Raw genomic sequence first — 16,961 nt, 5'->3', positions numbered from 1 at the left:
CGCAGGCTGCACGAGTCCGCTGTTCGAGACAAATGGAAGATTCTTCCAATTGAGTTCGACGAGCGCTACGGTGTGCCCATGACCGACCTGATCCTCACGGGGGCGTCACGTGGTATCGGCCGTGCGCTGGCCCTCGCGCTCGCGGAAGACGAGAACCCTCCCCGCATGCTCCTCATCGCGCGTGACGCCGAGCGACTCGCCTCGCTCGTGGGCACGCTGCGCGCACGTGGGGTGGACGCGCAGGCCCAGGTGGGGGACCTCGGTGGCCTCGACGCGGCTCGCGCTCTCGGCAGGACGGCGCGCACGTGGGTGCGACCGGGCGCGCTGCTGGTGCACAACGCGGGCGTGTGGCCGAGCCATCGCACGCTCACCGAGGACGGGCTGGAACAGGCCTTCGTGACCAACTGCGCGGGCCCTCTCACGATGCAGGCCGAGCTCTTGGATCCGCCCTCTTCGCTCGCGCGGGTGTTGGTGATCGGTGCGGGCTTGATGGTGCGCGGGCGGGTCGACGCCGAACGCACCCCCACGGGGCGCGACTTCTCCAGCTTCCGCACGTACTGCGACACCAAGCTGGCGTTCGCGGTGGCCCAGCGCGAGCTGGCGCGGCTGCACCCAGAGCTCGACGTCCTGGTGCTGCACCCCGGCGTCGTCCGCACCGAGCTCGGGGCGCGAGGCGGGCTCCTGGGGTGGGTGCTCGAGCGTGTGAAGCGGCGCTGGGAGGACCCGGCGGACTGCGCGGCGCGGCTCTCCCGGCTGCTGTCCCACGAGGGGCGCTGGTCCCCACCGGGCAGCGCCGCGTTCCGGGTGGTGGAGCGCGACACGGCGTGGCCCCCCGTGGCAGAGGCCGGCGCGACCCTCGACGCGCTCCCGGGGTTGCTCGCCTACGCGCGCCGTTGACCGACGCGCGCGAATCCGCATAGGGTAGCGCGCATGCGATGGACTGCGTGGGCGCGGGCGCCGATGGTCGAGCGCCTCTTGGTGGCGCACACGCGTCCGCGCGCACGGCAGACGAGCGGCGCGGGGGTGGACTGAGAACATGGCGACGAGCATCACGTGGGCGAGCGTCGGGACGCTCGAGTTCGGGACGAGCGAGCAGCCCCTGCCCCTGCCGGACGACTACGGCATGGCGGGCTACTCGCTGGGTGGGAAGAAGGGCCACGCGGGCAGCCAGACCCTCTACGCGCGCACGCTCGCGTTGAAGGACGCGGGGGGCGAGGAGGCCACGCTGTGCATCGTGGACCTCATGTGTCCATCCCTCGCGTTGTTCGAAGCGGTGGTGGCCAAGACGGGCATCCCGGCCGAGCGCCTGATCCTGGCGGGTACGCACACCCACACCGCCCCGGGGCACTTCTATGGCAACTCGTTCTATCGCGTGTTCGCCCAGCCCCTGCGCCCCGACGCCGTGTTCGAGCCCAACCTCGCGTGGATCGACGAGCTGGGCGCGGCCATCGCGGCCGGCGTGAGCGCGGCCTGGACCTCACTGCGGCCTGGCGTGGTCGGCGTGGGTCGGGCCGACTGCTACGGGGTCGCGCGCAACCGATCCGAGGCGCCCTTCGCGTCGAACCCCGAGGCCACCGCCTGGAGCGCCCCCGGCATGCCCGGCGAGCACGCGACCGCAGGGCTGCACGGCACCCGCCGCGCCATCGACCCGCGCGTCACCTGCATCGCGGCGCGACCCACGGGCGCGGGGGACGCGGCCGCCTTCGCGTTCTACGCGTGCCACGCCACCGCGCTGGGCCCGAAGCAGACGACCTACCACCGGGACTGGCCGGGCTACGCCATCGACAAGGTGGAGAGCCGCCACCCGAACGGTGTGGTCGCCGCGCTCGGGCTCGGGTGCGCCGGCGACGTGTCGCCGCTCCCGCCGGGCGAAGAGGAGGGGGACGCGCAGGGCGAGCCGCTGGCGCAGACCGTGGGCGCCACAGTCGGCGACGTGGTGGCCGACATCCTCGCGGCGCTGCCGGCCAGCACCACCCCGCTCACGCTCGAGGTCTCGGGCGGTGCGTGGGCGCCAGGCGCGACGCACGCGTGGGACGTGGGCTACCCCATCCTCTTCGGTGCCGAGGACGGCCGCACCGAGCTCCTGGGGGCCGTCCTGCGCGAGGGCATGCGCAAGCGCGAGGGCACCCGCAAGCCCGGGGACACCCAGTGGCCCAAGCGCTCGGTCCTGCCGCTGCTCAAGCGCATGCTGCGCAAGGTCGGCCTGAACCCGTCGCCGTGGCACCCGCTGCACCGGCTGCGGCTGGGCACGCACGAGTTCGTCACAGTCCCCGGTGAGCCCACCACGGTGGCCGGGTTCCGCATGGAGGGGGACGCGCTGGGGCGGCCCGGCGTGAGCAGCGCCAGCCTGATCGGCTATTCCGGGGACTACGCGGGCTACTTCACGACCGCCGAGGAGTACGCCCTACAACACTACGAGGGGGCTCACACGCTCTACGGCGAGCCCACCCTCGACCTCTTGCGCGCGGCTGTCGGCGCGCCCAGCCCGATGCCGCCGCCCGGCGCGAGCCTGCCGTAGATCGCCTACGCTACAGCCCGAGGTGGGCGCGCCAGTACGCGTTGACGAACAGCCCGTCCGGGTCCCACGCGGCCCGCCGCGCCTTCCACGCGTCCCACGCCGCCACGCCACACATGTCTCGCCGGTACGAGACGCCCGTCGTGCTGCCAGGGGCCGAGAGCGTCTTGCCCCAGTGGAAGCGCACGTCGAACGCGCGCAACAGCTCCCAGTAGCCCGGGAAGAAGTCCTGCTCGGGCTTGGCGTCCTCGCGCCAGAACACGAAGGGGTCGATGCGCAGCACGGGCGTGCCGTGCGCTGCGCTGAGCGTGAACGGGCTTGGTGGGGCCGCGTAGATCTCGGTGGCGAAGGTGCCCGTCGCCTCCAGACCGCCCGCGGACCAGAAGTCGCGCAGCGCGCGCATCACCACCGGCGTCTTGTCCAGGGGCGCCCACAGCTCGGTGAACAGCACCGGCATCAGCTGATCGTCCATCTGGTTGTCGTGCGGCAGTCCGTCGTACCAGGTGTCCGTGAAGGCCTTGCGTTCGTACTTGCCGCCTGCGCGCGGGCTGAGCGCGATGATGAGCCGGATCATCTCGCGCACCAGCACCTCCTTCACGCTGTCCACCCCGTCGTCCACGTCGGCCAGCGTCTCTGCGAGCGCGTCGATCATCGGGTCCACCAGCGGGCCCGACAGGGTGGGCGCCCCCAGCCCCGCGTCCGCGAAGCCCTCCGTGATCGCGTCGCGCAACCAGGCCTCGGCCATGGCGGCGTCGGCGTCGCCCGGCACGAGGTCGATGCGGGGCAGCACGCGCGTGTACAGGAAGCGCACCAGCCACTGCATCAGGAACGGCGCGGTGTTGAACTGCTTGTAGGGCTTGGGCTTCCACCCTGGCGTCTTCGCGGCGCGCTCGGCGGTCCAGATCTCGACGCGCTCCACGCCCTTCTGGGGCCAGTACAAGAGACGCGCGTAGGGCGTGGTCTCGAAGAAGGTCTTCAGCGACGGGCGCGTGGCGTCGCCGTCTCCGAAGAGGTCGATGTCGCAGTCCGCCACGCGCTGCACCGACGTCCAGCCGCGGATGACGTACTCGGGCTCGAGGCGTAGGGTGACGCTCGACACGATGCCCATCAGACCCATGGACACGCCGACGTGCGCGAAGTCCGGATCCGAGGGGGTGAGGTCGCGCGCGTTGCCGAGACCGTCCAGCACACGGATGCTGGCGATGGCTTGGTGGAAGCCGTGCTGCACGCTGGCTCCGGCCGAGCCCGTGCCGAGGAAGCCCGAGAGGGTCTGATGCGAGATGCCGCCCAGCACGGGCAGCGCGAAGCCACGAGCGGCGAGCGCGTGGACCAGGCCCTCGTCGTCGCCAGGCGTCGTGCCCGGACCATACGGGTCCGAGCCCAGGTTGCGGCCCGCCTCCACCGTGACGAAGTCCACCCCACCGCTCTGGTGGAAGTGCAGGCCACGGTAGCGGTCGAGCATGACGTTGATGACGGGCGCGCCGGGCTGCACGGGGCCGCTCTCGGGATCGAACGCGTCCGTGTACACCGCAGCGGCGACCGAGTGCGCGCTGCCCCGCACGCGCAGCTGGGCGTGCTCGGTGCGGGCGCGCAGGATGAGGGCGACGAGCTCGGGTTCGCTCGTGGGGTGCTCGAAGTGCGCCTCGTCGAAGCGGCGCACGCGCCAACGGCTCTGATCGGTGGACATCGACTCTCCTCCATCACCTGGCCCAGCACGGCGCCGGACCCATCGCAGCCCTGTGGGGCGTGCCTCGCACGCTACCACTTCTCGGGTGTCGTCGTGGCCTTCCTGCGTGTCACTCGCTCCGCACGCCTCACGCGGTGTATGGTGCGGCGATGAAGCGCTTCCTCGCCTGGGTGGTGCTCGCGCTCGTCGCGGGCTGCGGTGGCACACAAGAGCCCGAGACCTCGCCGCGCACGGGTCCCGCGCCCGCCTACGAGGTGCACGAGTGGGGCGTCATCACCGCCACGGCGGCCGGCACGGATGTCACCGCGGGTCCGCCGCGGGAGTTCGTCCAGATGGTGGTGGAGAAGCCCGTGCTCTACTTTCACACGCCGGAGGCACTCGCCATCCAGCTGGAGGTCCTCCCGGGTCCGGGCTTCGAGGCCCGGGAGCACTACCCGCCCACGCGGGGACTGCACTGGAGCGCGCGGCTGAGCCCGGAGGGATGCGTGGGGCAGCACCGCTATCTCACGGACTGCGCGGCTCCCGACGGAATCTGCGAGGTGCGCGAGCTGTCGGGCTACGAGACGCGCGACGGGGCCTGTCTCGAGGTGGGAGGCGAGCGCATGCCGCTCCTGTTCTATCGCCTCGCCGCGACGCGCCCCATCGCGCTGCCCGTCGCGGTGAACGTGAGCGGCGACCTGGTACGCGCGCACGCGACGCGTGGCGAGATCAGCGGGTTCCGCATGGCGCTGGTGGATGGCGAGGTGCGCGCCGCGGCGGTCACGCTGGGCCAGACCTGGCAGCCGCTGCCGACCCCGAGTGAGTCCTGGGTCCACGCCGCCGAGGCGCTCAACGTCGCGCTGCGCGAGGCAGGGCTCACGGGGGCCGAGCGCGCCGCGTTTCAGCGCGCGTGGTGGCGCGAGCTGTTCGGTGCGGCGCCCCCTTCGGCCAGCAGCGAGCCCGAGGACGCCATGGAGGAGGCGTTCCCTGGGACCGAGCACCAAGAGGACCAGGAGGTGGAGCAGCAGGTCCCCCTGGAGGAGGCCGAGCGTATGGTCCGCGGCGAGCCCGTGCTCGACGTGCTGTTCTACATGCTGCCCGCCGACGAGGTGGAGCGCGTGGCGCACATCGCGGCCACGCCCGCACCGAGCCGTGTGTCCCGCGCGTTCTTGGTGCGGCACGTGCTCTGAGACACCGCCGGTCGGCGCTCGGGGGACGACCGCGGTGATGTCTCGACGGCGGCCCCGAATGCGGTCGGCTACGCGCCGCGCGAGAAGCGCATGGCTCCGTCGTCGAGCGGTGCGTGTCGCAGGGTGAGCAGGTCCAGCACGTAGTTCTGGTACAGCTTCCACGGGGCGCGGCTGCCCTGCTTGGGGAGCTTGGCGAGCGCGCGCTGCACGTATCCGGACGAGAAGTCGATCAGCGGGATGGGCTCGAGCGGACCGTCGGGCTCGGGGCAGCACGTGTCGTAGCCGCGCGCGTCCATGTGGTTGATCAGGCGGCAGACGTAGGCCGCCGTCAGGTCGCACTTGAGCGTCCACGACGCGTTGGTGTAGCCCAGCGCCAGCGCCAGGTTGGGCACCCCGCTGAACATCATGCCCTTGTAGGTGAGCGTCTCCGCGGGCGTCACGGCGCGCCCGTCCACCTCGAGCTGCATCCCGCTCAGGAACTGCATCTCGAGGCCGGTGGCCGACACGATGACGTCCGCCGGGAGCGTCTCGCCCGTGCGCAGCTGGATGCCATGGGGCGTGATGCGCTCGATCTGCTCCGTGACCACCGCGGCGCGCCCGTCGTTGAGCGCGGCGAAGAAGTCACCGTCGGGGGCGAGGCACACGCGCTGGTCCCACGGGGCGTAGGTGGGCGTGAAGTGCTTCTCCACGTCGAAGTCCGGGCCCAGTGCCTTCTGCACCTCGCCCACCAAGAACGCCTTGGCGCGCTCGGGGAAGCGCCGGCAGAACGCGAACATCACCATGCCGAAGCCGATGTTCTTGGCGCGCGTGAGCAGGTAGGCGGTCTCGCCGGGGAGGTGCTCGCGCAGCCAGTTGGCGATCTGGTCCTCGGCCGGGGCGCTGGCCACGTACGTGGGTGAGCGCTGCAGCATGGTCACGTGCGCGGCCTGCTCGGCCATGGCGGGCACCAGCGTGATGGCGGTGGCGCCGCTGCCGATGACCACCACGCGCTTGCCTTCGTAGGAGAGGTCCTCCGGCCAGAACTGCGGGTGCACCCAGCGCCCGGTGAAGTCTTCCATGCCCGGGAACGTGGGCTGGTAGCCGCGGTCGTAGTCGTAGTAGCCGCTGCACATGAACAGGAAGCCCACGCGCAGGCGCACCACCTCCCCCGTCGCCACGCGCTCGGCCTCCACCGTCCAGCGGGCGTCGCGGCTGGACCACGAGGCGCGCTTCACGTGCAGGCCGTAGCGGATCTTCTCGTGCAGCCCGTAGGCGTCGGCCGTCTCGTGCAGGTAGGCGAGGATGTCCGGGGCGTCCGCGATGGCCTTGGGGTTGGTCCAGGGCCTGAACGAGAAGCCGAGGGTGTACATGTCCGAGTCGGAGCGCACGCCCGGGTAGCGAAACAGATCCCAGGTGCCGCCCAGGCGCTCGCGTCGCTCCAGCAACGCGAACGTCTTGCCCGGGCAGAGCGCCTGGACGTGGTACGCGGCGCTGATACCCGACAGGCCTGCGCCCACGATCAGCACGTCGAGGTCGTTCTCACTCATGCGGGCATGAGTACCACGCGGGCTCGGCGCGGAGGAATGCCGCCGCAGCTGGGCGCGTATGCTCGCCGTGGTGGACTCCTCCGCACGTCATCGCTGCTTCGTGTCGCACCTACCGCTGGTGTCGCTGGTGTCGCTCCTGGCGCTCACCGACGCGGGCTGCGCGGGGCGCGGGCAAGCGGGGTCCACCACGGGCTACGAAACGAGCGCAGCCCCGAGCGAAGGCGCGAACTTTGGCGATTCCGAGCGTGTGCTGACCAGGGCCGCGTCCCTCAGCCTGTCTCTCCCGGACCCCGCCTTCTATCGCGAGGCCGACGACGGCTGGAGCGTGCGCCTGCGGGTCCGCAACGAAGGCGACCACGCGCTGCGGCTCGACCTCGCGGCGCCCACGCTGGTGCACCCGAACCAGTTCGGCGCGCAGACAGATGCCGAGCGCCTGCTGGTGGACGAGCGGCGCCTGACCGACGCCCCACCGAGCGAGGAAGAGCTCGCCGCGCTGCGTCACGCCGCGGCCGAGGGTGACCTCTACGAGCTACGCGCGGGCGACGCCCTGGACCTCTACGTGCCCTTCCACGGCACGGGCGCCATGCTCTTCGCTGGCTTCGCCACGCCGTACATGTACGTCAGCCTGGATGGGTTCCTGGACGCGCTTCATCCGGACGGAAGCGTCGAGCGGCTGAGCCTGGCGTGGGGTGAGGGCTCGAGCGGTTCGGACACGGACCTGGTGATGCCCATGCCCGTGATGCTCGCCGAGCGTGCCTGCCGAGCGCGCCGGGTGAGCCCGCGGGCCGGGAGTGACGCGTGGCCCGTGCGCGTCTGTCGGCCGTGAGCCCGCGCGCCACACGCCGATGGCTGCTCAGCCGTGCTCCGCGGGTCTCCGACCATCCTGACCCGCGGCGGCCCGCACGGCGCGCAGCGGCTCGCGCAGCGGGCCAGGGTGGTCCCGGAGGAGCGCGCCGTAGCGGGCGGGGGAGATGCCGGCGTCCCACAAGAGCCGGCCGAGCAGGTCGATGGCGTCCACCATCGCGCCCGCGCCGCCCGAGCCCAGCAGGGCCAGCATCTCGCTCACCACGGAGAGCGCGTCCACGAGCGCGAGCAGCGCGTGCGCGTCGGGGCCGTCCGCAGGCGTCAGGGTGGATGCCTCTGCCTCGGCGATGTCCGGGAACCAGCGCGCGAAGCGCCGCTCGAGCGCCGCGTGGTCACGCCGCGCCGCCTCCCAGCGAGCGCGCTCCCCGTCGGCGCGGCCGGACGCTGCCGTGAGCCCCACGTCGTCCAGGGCGCTCAGCGCCACGCCGGCGTGGTCGAGCTCGTCCACGGTGCGGGTAGGGTCCGCGGCCTGCTCGGTCGCGCTCAGCTCGTCGGCCAGCAGCTCGAGCCAGGCCCCGTCTCGTACGCCGTCGTCGGTGCGCAGCGGGACGCCCAGGTCCACCTCGCCGCGCTCCCAGCGCTCGAGCTCCGCGTCGCTCAGGTGGTGGTAGAAGACCGCCTCCCCAGCGCGCCGCTGCTCGTCGGCCAGCGCGCGCAGGTCCCGGTTCTCGTCGCCTAGCGCGACCACGCTCACCCCAATCGGCAGGTCGCTCAGGGCGGCGCGCGCCGCGAGCACGCGCTCGGCGCTCACGTCGGCCTCGCCGTCGGTCACGAGCACCACCTGCGCGTGCGTGAGGTGCGGGTCGTGCGCCCGGGCGGCGGTCACTTGTGCGAACGAGTCCACCAGCGCGCCCTCGATGTCGGTGCGGCCGCCGCGCTCGCGCGCGAGGATCACGCGCACCGCGGCCACGGCCTCGTCCACCGTCGCGATGCGCTGCGTGGGCGCCGCGGCGTGGTCGAAGAAGCGGAAGTACAGCACGGTGTGCACATAGGTCTCGGGCGCCATCAGGCGGGCCACCAGCGCGCCCAGCTCGCTGACGAGCAGCGCGTCCCGCATGCGCGCGCGGGCCCCCACCATGGAGCTGGAGCCGTCCAGCACGTAGATGCGCGCTTGGCTCACCAGCGCGTCGCGCTCGCGCCGCTGCACCCGCTCGTCCGCGTAGCGCCGGCACAGCAAGCGTCCGCCGGCGAGCTGGTAGAGCAGGAGGCGCGGGTCGTCGATTACGGCGCTGGCGAGGTCCGCCGGTGAACCCGCGGTCTCCAGCACCAGCGCGGCGGTGGGGTGCTGCACCGTGATGCGCGTGCGCAGGTCTTCGGTCACGCGCACCGGCGAGAGCGAGCCACCCACGTCGAAGCAGCCGTCCGCCACCAGCCCGAGCAGGGCCGCCCGCAGCGCACCCTCTTCCGAGAAGTAGGCCTCGCGCCGGCGCAGCTCGCGGGCGTCGCTCATGGTCGCTGCCTGCGCGGCCTCCGCAGCACGCGCGCGCTCCTGCGCATAGGCCTCGCGCAATGCGCGCGCGACGGGACCGGGCAGAGGCGCCTCGGTCGACACGCGCGCGTGGGTCGGCGGCCCCGCCGGTGGGTCAGACGAGCCCGACGGGCCAGACGCACCGGGGATGCGCGCGAGACAGCGCCCCGCGTGCAGCGCGAGCTCCACGTCCCCGCGCTCGCGCGCGAAGGCCTCGACGGCGGCCAGCGCGAGGTAGGTCTTGGGCGCGTCGCGCCGCGCGCGCGCCTGACGTAGCTGGTAGGGCAGCTGGACCTCGCCGTCCAGCCCTGCGGCCTCGAGGCGGTTCAGCTCCGTGATGCCCGTCAGCAGGTCTTCGCGCCGCGCGGCCAGGGGCTCGGGCTCGAGCGTCGCGGAGGCCCCCAGCTCCAGCAGCACGCGGCGCGCCCCCTCCAGCAGGCGTCGCCGTCGGTGCAGCGAGCCGACCTCGTCGCGCGCCGCCTCCATCAGCACGTCCACCGTCCCGAGCGGCAGGCCGGGCGGGGCGTCTGCGGCGCTCACCGTCAGCGGTAGGGTGACTCGGCTGGTGCGGGCTGCGCCCGCGACGCGCCACGCGTGCGCCACGTCGAGGGTTTGGGCGCGCCCCATGTCGCGCAGCCAGTCGTGCACGCGGGTCAACCAGGCCAGGTAGTGACCCGGGGCCAGCTGGTGCACGAGCGCCGAGCGCTCCACCGCTCGTAGGTTGTCCTCCAGCTCCGCGAGCGTCGCTTCCAGCAGCGCGGGGGGCAGCGGGGTGCGCGTCCCACCGGCCTGCGGCGTCGCTGCGGGCAGCGTGCTGGGTCTCTCGGGGGCCGAGAGTCGCGCGCGTGCCGCGTCCAGCAGCGCGCGGGCCGCGTCCGTCGAGAGCTGGGGCCGCCAGCCCACGGCGCGCAGCACGGGCACCAGCACGCGCTCGAAGCCGCTCGGCGCGCGATCGGGGGCGCTGTGCAAGCGCTCGAGGCGACGTCGGACGTCGGCGAGCCGCTCCTCCACGCCCTAGCGCCGCTCGTCCGCCGTCGGGCCGTCCCCGATCGACGCCAACAGCTCGTCCCAGGCGCGCTCGGCTTGGTGCCGCTCGTGCGCCGCCACCGCGTCACTCAGCGCGCCCTTCAGCGCGACGATGCGCTGCTCCAGGGCGCTCGCCTCCGCGCGCACGGCGGGAAACACCTGCCCGGTCAGCCGGCACTCGAGCCAGAAGCGCTGCAGCGCGCGCTCGTCCAGGAGCACCCCCGAGAGCTCGCTCGGCAGCACCGCTCCGCGCCCCTTGGCGTTGGTCCACCACAGCTCGAGCGCGTCCATGGCGCGCTCCACGCGGTCGAGGTCCGACCTGCCGAGCGCGCGCGCCGTCTCCTCCGGTTGCCCTTCGAAGCAGGCCGCCACGTCCGCCGGGTCGAGCGTGGCCCCTTCTCGCAACCCCTCTGCCTCCAGCAACACCAGCGCCACCTCCGCCAGCACCGCGCTCGCGGCGCTGTTGGCCTCGTGGCGGCGCAGCTCGCGATAGCCCGAAAGGTCGGTGATGGGCGGGATGGACGGCGTGCGCGTCTCCGTGCGCAGCAGGGCCTCGGCCGCCCACGCCAGGTGCTCGTCGATGCCGACCGCGTCCCCGAGCGTCAGCTTGTCCAGCCGCGTGACCAGCTCGCGCACCCGCGTGACCAGCGCGCGACGGTCCGCCAGCTGGAGCCGCCCGTAGGCGGCGCGCACCAGCGGGCGCAGACGCGGTCCCGCGACGGTGATGCCGAACGCTTCCCGCGGGCCGCCGTCGTCTGCCCCGCCCACCATCTGCTCCAGCGCACCCAGCTCGTGGTCCAGCGCGTCCAGCGGGGCGCGCACGGTGTCGAGCGCGTCCAACACGGCGCCCAGGTCGTCGCGCTCGGCGGCTCCCGTGGTCTCTTGCACGCGGGTGCGCAGCGCGGCGTCCCACCACAGGCGGAGCGCCTCGCGCAGTCGCCCGAGGCCGGCTCGGAACGCGCGGTCGTCGTCGCCCTCGGGGTCGAACGTGGCGCCCGAGGCGGGCGCGCGGGCGGCGTGCCAAGGGTCACGTCCAGGAGACTCGCGGGTGGCGTGCGCAGCGTCACGTCCAGCAGGCGCGCGGGCGGCGTGCGCAGCGTCACGTCCAGCGGACCCTGCGCCATGGGGGCCGGTGTGGGAAGCGGCCCCGTGCGCGGCGAGCTGCGCTTCGAGCTCCTCCCGCAGCCTGAGCACCCCCTGCATGCGCGCGATGCGCTCACGCGAGACGCGCAGGGCTTCCTCGGTCGAGGTCGGGCAGCTCGGCGACGGCCCGCCGGGCTCGTTCGCCATCTGCACGCCCACCACCAGCTCGCGCAGCGCCCGTCGTCGCAGCCAGCGCGCGAGGGCGGTGTTCGACGTCGCCTCTCCCACGGCCTCCGTGCTGGTGAGGGCATCGGCGCGCGCCGCGAGGTCCCGCGCGACGTGCAGCGCGTCGTCTGCGCCGGACACGAGCCATCCCGCGCGCAGCGCCGCCGCGCTCTCCGCGACCAGCTGCAGCCCCAGCCGCTCGGCTTCGCGCTCGGCCTCGCGCTCGGCCTCGTGCGCGGCCCCCGCGTGGCCGTCCGTACCCTCGGCGTCCGTGTCGGTCGCGCCCAGCGCCTCGAACTCGGGGCGTGTGTCGCGGATCGTCCGCCGCGGCGTCCCGGGCTCGGCGCCGTGCTCCTCCTGCGCGGGGTGCGCGGGGTGCGTGGGGTCGAGGCTCGGCTGCCGGAGGGTGAGCTTCCGCAGGCACTGCGCGAACAGCTCGTGCTCGCGCGCCATGACCTTCAGCTGGCGTCGCTCGCGCGGGTCGCTCTCACGTTCGATCAGCGCCTCGATGTCCGCCGTGCGTGGCCCCGCCAGTAACAGGCTCAGGCGCAGCAGGCCGAGATCGTCGAGCTCCACACGCAGCGCGCGCTCGGGCCGGTGGTTGGCCTTGTCGAACACGCAGATGGCGCGCAGCAGCTTGCCCAGGCGCACCACCGTGCGCGTGGAGAGGTAGCGCGTGGGCACGAAGTGCGGGTCCGCCCGCTCGGCCAGGCGCTGCTCGCGCTCGAACGACTCCACCAGCTCGCGCAGCTGCGTCAGCACGTGCGCGGGCACCTCCACCTGCTCCACCATCGCCTGCAGCACGTCCAGGTCCTGGATGCTCAGCGGGGCGCGCAGCGGCTGCCGGTGCTTGCCCACCGTGCCCGCGAGCACGGCGTCCAGGCTCTCGGAGCGCGCAAAGCCGCGCGGCACGAAGTTCACGAACGCGATGCGGTCGACGAACGCCAGCAGCGTCTCGCGGCTGTCCTGCAGCACCTCCGCCAGGTAGCGGTTGCTCGTCATCAGCGCGCACTCGATGGCGCCCTTGGTGACGCGCGTGCCCTGCTTCAGCTCGCGCTCCTCCAACACGTTCAGCGTGCTGCGCAGCAGCATGTCGCGTCCGTCCAGCACCTCGTCCAAGAAGGCGTGCACGGCGCCCAACATCCCCTCGTCGGTGAAGTGCTCCGTGCGTCCCGTCTCGGTCAGCGTCTTGAAGTTCACGGGGCCGATCAGGTCGGTCTGCACGGTGCTCTCCGTGAACTGCCGGCTGAACAGGCTGGGCTGTCCGCTCTGCTCGCAGCGGATGCGCCCCACGACCGCGCTCGAGAGCTGGCTCTTGGCCGTGCCCGGCGGCCCCGTCATCAACACGTGCTCGCGCGCCAAGAGCGCCAGGGCCACCTGGTCCAGCACGTCCTCGCGCTCGCGGAAGGTCCCCTTGAGCTCTGTGAAGAACTCGGCGAAGCGGCGCATGGCCTGCGCGCGGCGGTGGTCCAGGCGCTGCGTCATGCCGGCTCGCTGGGCGCGCCATCGAGCTCACGCGGCCGGACGCGCGTCTCTACGTGTGCTTTGGCGCGAGCCGCCGCGCGGCGCACCCGAACCGTTCGTGGGCGCGACTCGGGTGTGGGGGTGACCGCGGTGCTCATGGGGGGATACTACCAGGGGTCCAGCGGCCGTGAAGCTCAGCGCCGCGTGCTATACGGGCGCGTGTCCGAGCCTCGCCTGCCCATCGATGCGCTGCGTCCCGCCTTCGCGGAAGCCCTGCGCACAGGGCCGGTGGTCATCTCGGCGCCCACGGGCTCGGGCAAGTCCACGTGCGTGCCGGCGTGGTTGCTGGAGAGCGCGCCCACTGGCCAGGTGGTGTGGGTGATCGAGCCGCGCCGCGTGGCGTGCCGGGCCCTCGCCAGCCGCGTGGCCTCGCTGCTGGGCACCCGCCTGGGTGAGCGCGTGGGCTACCGCGTGCGTGACGACGACCGCACGGGGCCGGGCACGCAGCTCGTCTTCGCCACGCCGGGCATCGCCCTGCGTCAGCTCGCGCAGGTGCGCGCCGCGCACGCCGTGGTGGTGGACGAGCTACACGAGCGGCGCCTCGACGTGGACCTGCTGCTCGCGCTCTTGCGCCACGAGCGCACGGCGGGGCTGGTCGTGATGTCCGCCACCTTCGCGGGCGACGACATCGCCCAAGCCCTCGGAGGCACGCACTTGCACGCCGAGGGCCGCACGTTCCCGGTGCGCGTCGCGCACGTGGGTCACCGGCCTCCCGACCGCGACGACCTGCCCGAGCGCGTGGCGCAGGCGCTCGAGCGCGCCGCCCGCGACCCCGGCGACGTGCTGGTGTTCTTGCCGGGCAAGGGCGAGATCCACGCCGTGCACGAGCGCCTCGCGCAGCGCCGTGACGTGCTCACGCTCAACCTCCACGGCGGGCTCACGCTCGACGAGCAGGCGCGCGTGTTCGAGCCCGCACCCCGCCGCAAGGTCATCCTGTGCACCAACGTGGCCGAGACGTCGCTCACCGTGCCGGGCGTGGGCGTGGTCATCGACTCGGGGCTGGTGCGCCGTACGCGCTACCACCAAGGGCGCGGCTTTCTCACCTTGCTGCCCATCGCCGACGACAGCGCCGAGCAGCGCGCCGGTCGCGCGGGCCGTACCGCCGCGGGCGTGTGCTACCGGCTGTGGAGCGAGACCACCCGCCTCGCGGCCGCGACGCCGCCCGAGGTGCACCGCGAGTCGCTCGTGCCGCTGGTGCTCGGCGCGGCGGCCGCGGGGGTGCCGGTGCGCGCGTTGCCGTTCCTGGACCCGCCGAAGGAGCACGCGCTCACGCAAGCCGAGGCCGAGCTGCACGCGCTCGGGGCGCTCGACGAGCACGGCGTGACGGCCGCGGGCCGCGCGCTCTCGGGGCTGCCGCTGGACGCCGCCCTGGGCCGCTTGGTGGTCGAGGCGCAGGCCGAGCGCGCGCGGGGCGAGGTGGTGCTCGCAGACGACTTGCTGTGCCTGGTGGCGGGGCTGGCGGTCGGGCGCCCGCTCTTCCAGGGCCCGCCACGCGAGCTGGACCTGCGGGACGACAGCGACCCGCGCGCGAGCGGCTGCGACGTGCAGGCCATCATCCGCGCCATGCGGGAGGACGCGCCGCCCCACGTCCTGCATGCGCCGGCGCTGCGCGAGGCGCACCAACTACGCGACCGCCTGCAGCAGGCGCTCGCGCTCGGTTCGGAGCGAGCGGGCGCGAAGTCCGTGCCGACGACCGACCACACGCAGCGTCCACGGCCCGCCACGTCCCGCGAGGCCCTGGCGCGCGCCATCCTCGCGGCCGACGCCCGCGCGGCCTACGTGGCGCGACGGCGCAAGCACGGCACCGCCTGGGCCAACGGGGGCCCCGAGCTCGAGCTGGGTCGCGAGAGCGCGCTGCGCCTCAAGCTGGAGCGCGACGAGGGGAGGCGTGACGCGCCCGTGGTCGACGCCATGCTCGTGCTGGACACCCGCGCCCTCGGCGCGAACGCACGCGAGACCAAGCTCATCGCGACCTGCGCCATGCCCGTCCCGCTCGCCTGGCTTGGGCAGGCGGGGCTGGGCGAGGAGCGACTCGGGGCCGTCACCAAGGAGCGCGGGCGCATCACGGCCACCCTCGAGCGCGTGTACGCGGGCGTCGTGCTGAGCACGCGCGAGGCCGTGCCCGAGGGGCCGCTGGCGCGCGAGGCCATCGCCCAGCTGTTCCTGGCCGGGCGCATCTTCAAGGGCTCCGTGGGCGAGGCCAAGCGCCGCACGCAAGAGCGCGCCCTGGCCGCGGCGCTCTCCGGCACGCGCGTCGGCGAGAGCCTGGGGCTCACCCCGTGCGGTCCCCCGCCGCCCCTCGAGACGTTCGTGGCCGAGCGCCTGCTCGAGCTGGGCGTCGAGCGCACCGACGACCTCGCGCTGCTCTCGGCGGACGACCTCTTGCCCGACGCGCTCCCCGCCTACGAGAGCCAGCAGCTGGCCGAGGAGTTCCCGGTGCGGCTCGACGTCGGCGACGCGCAGTACGTGAGCGAGATCGACGTGGAGCAGCGCACCGTCACGCTCCGCATGGTGCGTGGCACGCGCAAGACGCCGCCCCCGCCGAACTACATCCCGCGCTTCGGCGGCTACAAGGTCTGCGCCGAGGCCGGGCGCGTCCTGCACGTCGTGCGCGGGCCAGTCCGCTGAACGCGCGGCAGGCGTCAGCAACCGACGTGTCTGCGGCCCTACGAAGCCGTGGTCCACGCGGTCAGTGGGCCTGCGCCACCATCCAGGCGTCCTCCTCGGCGGGCTCCGGGCCAGTCACCGCGACCGTCTCGTCGGACATCGCCGACGACGGGCACTGGGCCGCGGGACCCGTGAACGAGCGTGACGCGACCTCCCGGCCCGTTCGGCGCTCGAAGAGCTTGATGGCGTGCGTGAACGTCACCGCGTGGATGCGCGTCCGGGCGACACCTCCCGAGCCATACATGCCGCAGTCACGGCGCGTCGACGTCCACGTCACGAGGGCCACGTAGCCGATGTCGCCCGCGGTCGCTGCCGTGCCCACCACGCGGAGCTCTCGATCCCCGACCTCGCCCTGCCGGACGACGAGGATCCCGCGGCCGGTCCCCTCGGGTGACACGCTGACGCCGCTCCCCGCCACGGTCTCGAAGTGCGCCGCCACGGCGTTGACCATCGAGCGCCGTGGGAAAGGAAGATCGCCCTGAAGAGGCGGACTGCCAGGAAGCGTGATGGTCATGGGGATGCCGACCGACAGCTCCTGCGAGAGCATGCTCGCGAGGGGGATGCCCGCGAAGAGCTGTCCCGGCGGGACGGGCACCACCAGCGGCGCCGAGGTCGCGATGGTGTGCGTAGCACCGCCGATGGAGACGGTCGTCCCGGGCGGACCCGAGAGCCTCCAGCCGCCGTTCGCCCAGCGCACCTCGCAGGGCCTCGGCGAGTGGTAGCACGCCAGCGATGGCCCCCGTGGGTCGCCGGTGAGGCTCGGGGGGATGGGTGGAAACACGTAGCGCACGGCGCGCCGCACAGGTGCGAACCCGGAGTCGCTCATGGGTCGCACGTCGACCACCGCCTCGATGGTGTCCGACTCCCCAGGGAAGTGGACGAGCTCCATCGTCGCGCGGCCGCTGGGGTCGAGCTCCAGTCGTTCCTCGCGCTGCCCGACGGTCCACGTCACGACTGCGTCGAGGTTGGGGGCAGTCTGGATCGTCGCGAGGGCGTACTGACGCGCACCGTCGCGCTCGGTCGGATGCGGACCGAAGGTCACCTCGAGCGGCGCCTCCGGGTCGGAGCACCCCGCGAGGGTGGCGAACACAACCACGGGACCGAACCATTGTGCGAGAGAGCCCTTCATGACGACTACCTTCCGCTGGAACCCACTCCTGCGAGGATATGCGAGGTCCGAGGAATCACGTAGCGTCCCGCGATGCAC

General features: G+C 73.3%; 10 protein-coding genes. 5 read left to right on the top strand and 5 right to left on the bottom strand.

The window, feature by feature from the left end:
- The first annotated feature begins 78 nt into the window (after positions 1-78).
- Positions 79-897, top strand: coding sequence for an SDR family NAD(P)-dependent oxidoreductase (locus tag H6726_03230; GenBank protein MCB9656639.1), 819 nt, complete (start codon positions 79-81; stop codon positions 895-897).
- A gap of 139 nt (positions 898-1,036) precedes the next feature.
- On the top strand, positions 1,037-2,518 hold the full coding sequence (locus H6726_03225; GenBank protein MCB9656638.1) for a neutral/alkaline non-lysosomal ceramidase N-terminal domain-containing protein: 1,482 nt from the start codon (positions 1,037-1,039) through the stop codon (positions 2,516-2,518).
- Positions 2,519-2,528: 10 nt separating this feature from the next.
- On the opposite strand, the gene H6726_03220 is transcribed toward H6726_03225, so the two are convergent.
- Positions 2,529-4,202, bottom strand: a complete 1,674-nt coding sequence (locus H6726_03220; GenBank protein MCB9656637.1) for a hypothetical protein — start codon at positions 4,200-4,202, stop codon at positions 2,529-2,531.
- A 149-nt stretch (positions 4,203-4,351) separates the two neighbouring features.
- Between H6726_03220 and H6726_03215 the strand changes: the two genes are divergently transcribed.
- Entirely contained in the window at positions 4,352-5,371 is a 1,020-nt protein-coding gene (locus H6726_03215) for a hypothetical protein (GenBank protein ID MCB9656636.1), read from the top strand.
- Positions 5,372-5,439: 68 nt separating this feature from the next.
- Here the strand turns inward: H6726_03215 and H6726_03210 are convergent, their stop codons facing one another.
- The gene (locus tag H6726_03210; protein MCB9656635.1) at positions 5,440-6,897 is read right to left on the bottom strand and encodes an NAD(P)/FAD-dependent oxidoreductase; all 1,458 of its coding nucleotides are present in this window, start codon (positions 6,895-6,897) and stop codon (positions 5,440-5,442) included.
- 70 nt (positions 6,898-6,967) lie between these two features.
- Between H6726_03210 and H6726_03205 the strand changes: the two genes are divergently transcribed.
- A complete protein-coding gene (locus tag H6726_03205; GenBank protein MCB9656634.1) occupies positions 6,968-7,723 on the top strand; it encodes a hypothetical protein in 756 nt (251 codons plus the stop codon).
- Positions 7,724-7,750: 27 nt separating this feature from the next.
- On the opposite strand, the gene H6726_03200 is transcribed toward H6726_03205, so the two are convergent.
- On the bottom strand, positions 7,751-10,240 hold the full coding sequence (locus H6726_03200; protein MCB9656633.1) for a VWA domain-containing protein: 2,490 nt from the start codon (positions 10,238-10,240) through the stop codon (positions 7,751-7,753).
- Positions 10,241-10,243: 3 nt separating this feature from the next.
- The gene (locus H6726_03195; GenBank protein ID MCB9656632.1) at positions 10,244-13,048 is read right to left on the bottom strand and encodes an AAA family ATPase; all 2,805 of its coding nucleotides are present in this window, start codon (positions 13,046-13,048) and stop codon (positions 10,244-10,246) included.
- 198 nt (positions 13,049-13,246) lie between these two features.
- On the opposite strand from H6726_03195, the gene H6726_03190 reads away from it, so the two are divergent.
- On the top strand, positions 13,247-15,715 hold the full coding sequence (locus H6726_03190) for an ATP-dependent RNA helicase (protein ID MCB9656631.1): 2,469 nt from the start codon (positions 13,247-13,249) through the stop codon (positions 15,713-15,715).
- 61 nt (positions 15,716-15,776) lie between these two features.
- Here the strand turns inward: H6726_03190 and H6726_03185 are convergent, their stop codons facing one another.
- Positions 15,777-16,883 (bottom strand): hypothetical protein, encoded by a 1,107-nt coding sequence (locus H6726_03185; GenBank protein ID MCB9656630.1) that lies wholly within the window; start codon positions 16,881-16,883, stop codon positions 15,777-15,779.
- Positions 16,884-16,961 lie beyond the last annotated feature (78 nt).

The organism is Sandaracinaceae bacterium, assembly GCA_020633055.1.
GTDB lineage: Bacteria > Myxococcota_A > Polyangia > Polyangiales > Houyiibacteriaceae > JADJJE01.
This window is presented reverse-complemented; position numbering and strand designations above follow the sequence as displayed.

Bases quoted from the DNA above. Each gene is read 5' to 3' on its own strand.
- H6726_03195 (MCB9656632.1), bottom strand. From the start codon at position 13,048: ATGACGCAGCGCCTGGACCACCGCCGCGCGCAGGCCATGCGCCGCTTC.
- H6726_03225 (MCB9656638.1), top strand. From the start codon at position 1,037: ATGGCGACGAGCATCACGTGGGCGAGCGTCGGGACGCTCGAGTTCGGG.
- H6726_03230 (MCB9656639.1), top strand. From the start codon at position 79: ATGACCGACCTGATCCTCACGGGGGCGTCACGTGGTATCGGCCGTGCG.
- H6726_03220 (MCB9656637.1), bottom strand. From the start codon at position 4,202: ATGTCCACCGATCAGAGCCGTTGGCGCGTGCGCCGCTTCGACGAGGCG.
- H6726_03215 (MCB9656636.1), top strand. From the start codon at position 4,352: ATGAAGCGCTTCCTCGCCTGGGTGGTGCTCGCGCTCGTCGCGGGCTGC.
- H6726_03210 (MCB9656635.1), bottom strand. From the start codon at position 6,897: ATGAGTGAGAACGACCTCGACGTGCTGATCGTGGGCGCAGGCCTGTCG.
- H6726_03185 (MCB9656630.1), bottom strand. From the start codon at position 16,883: ATGAAGGGCTCTCTCGCACAATGGTTCGGTCCCGTGGTTGTGTTCGCC.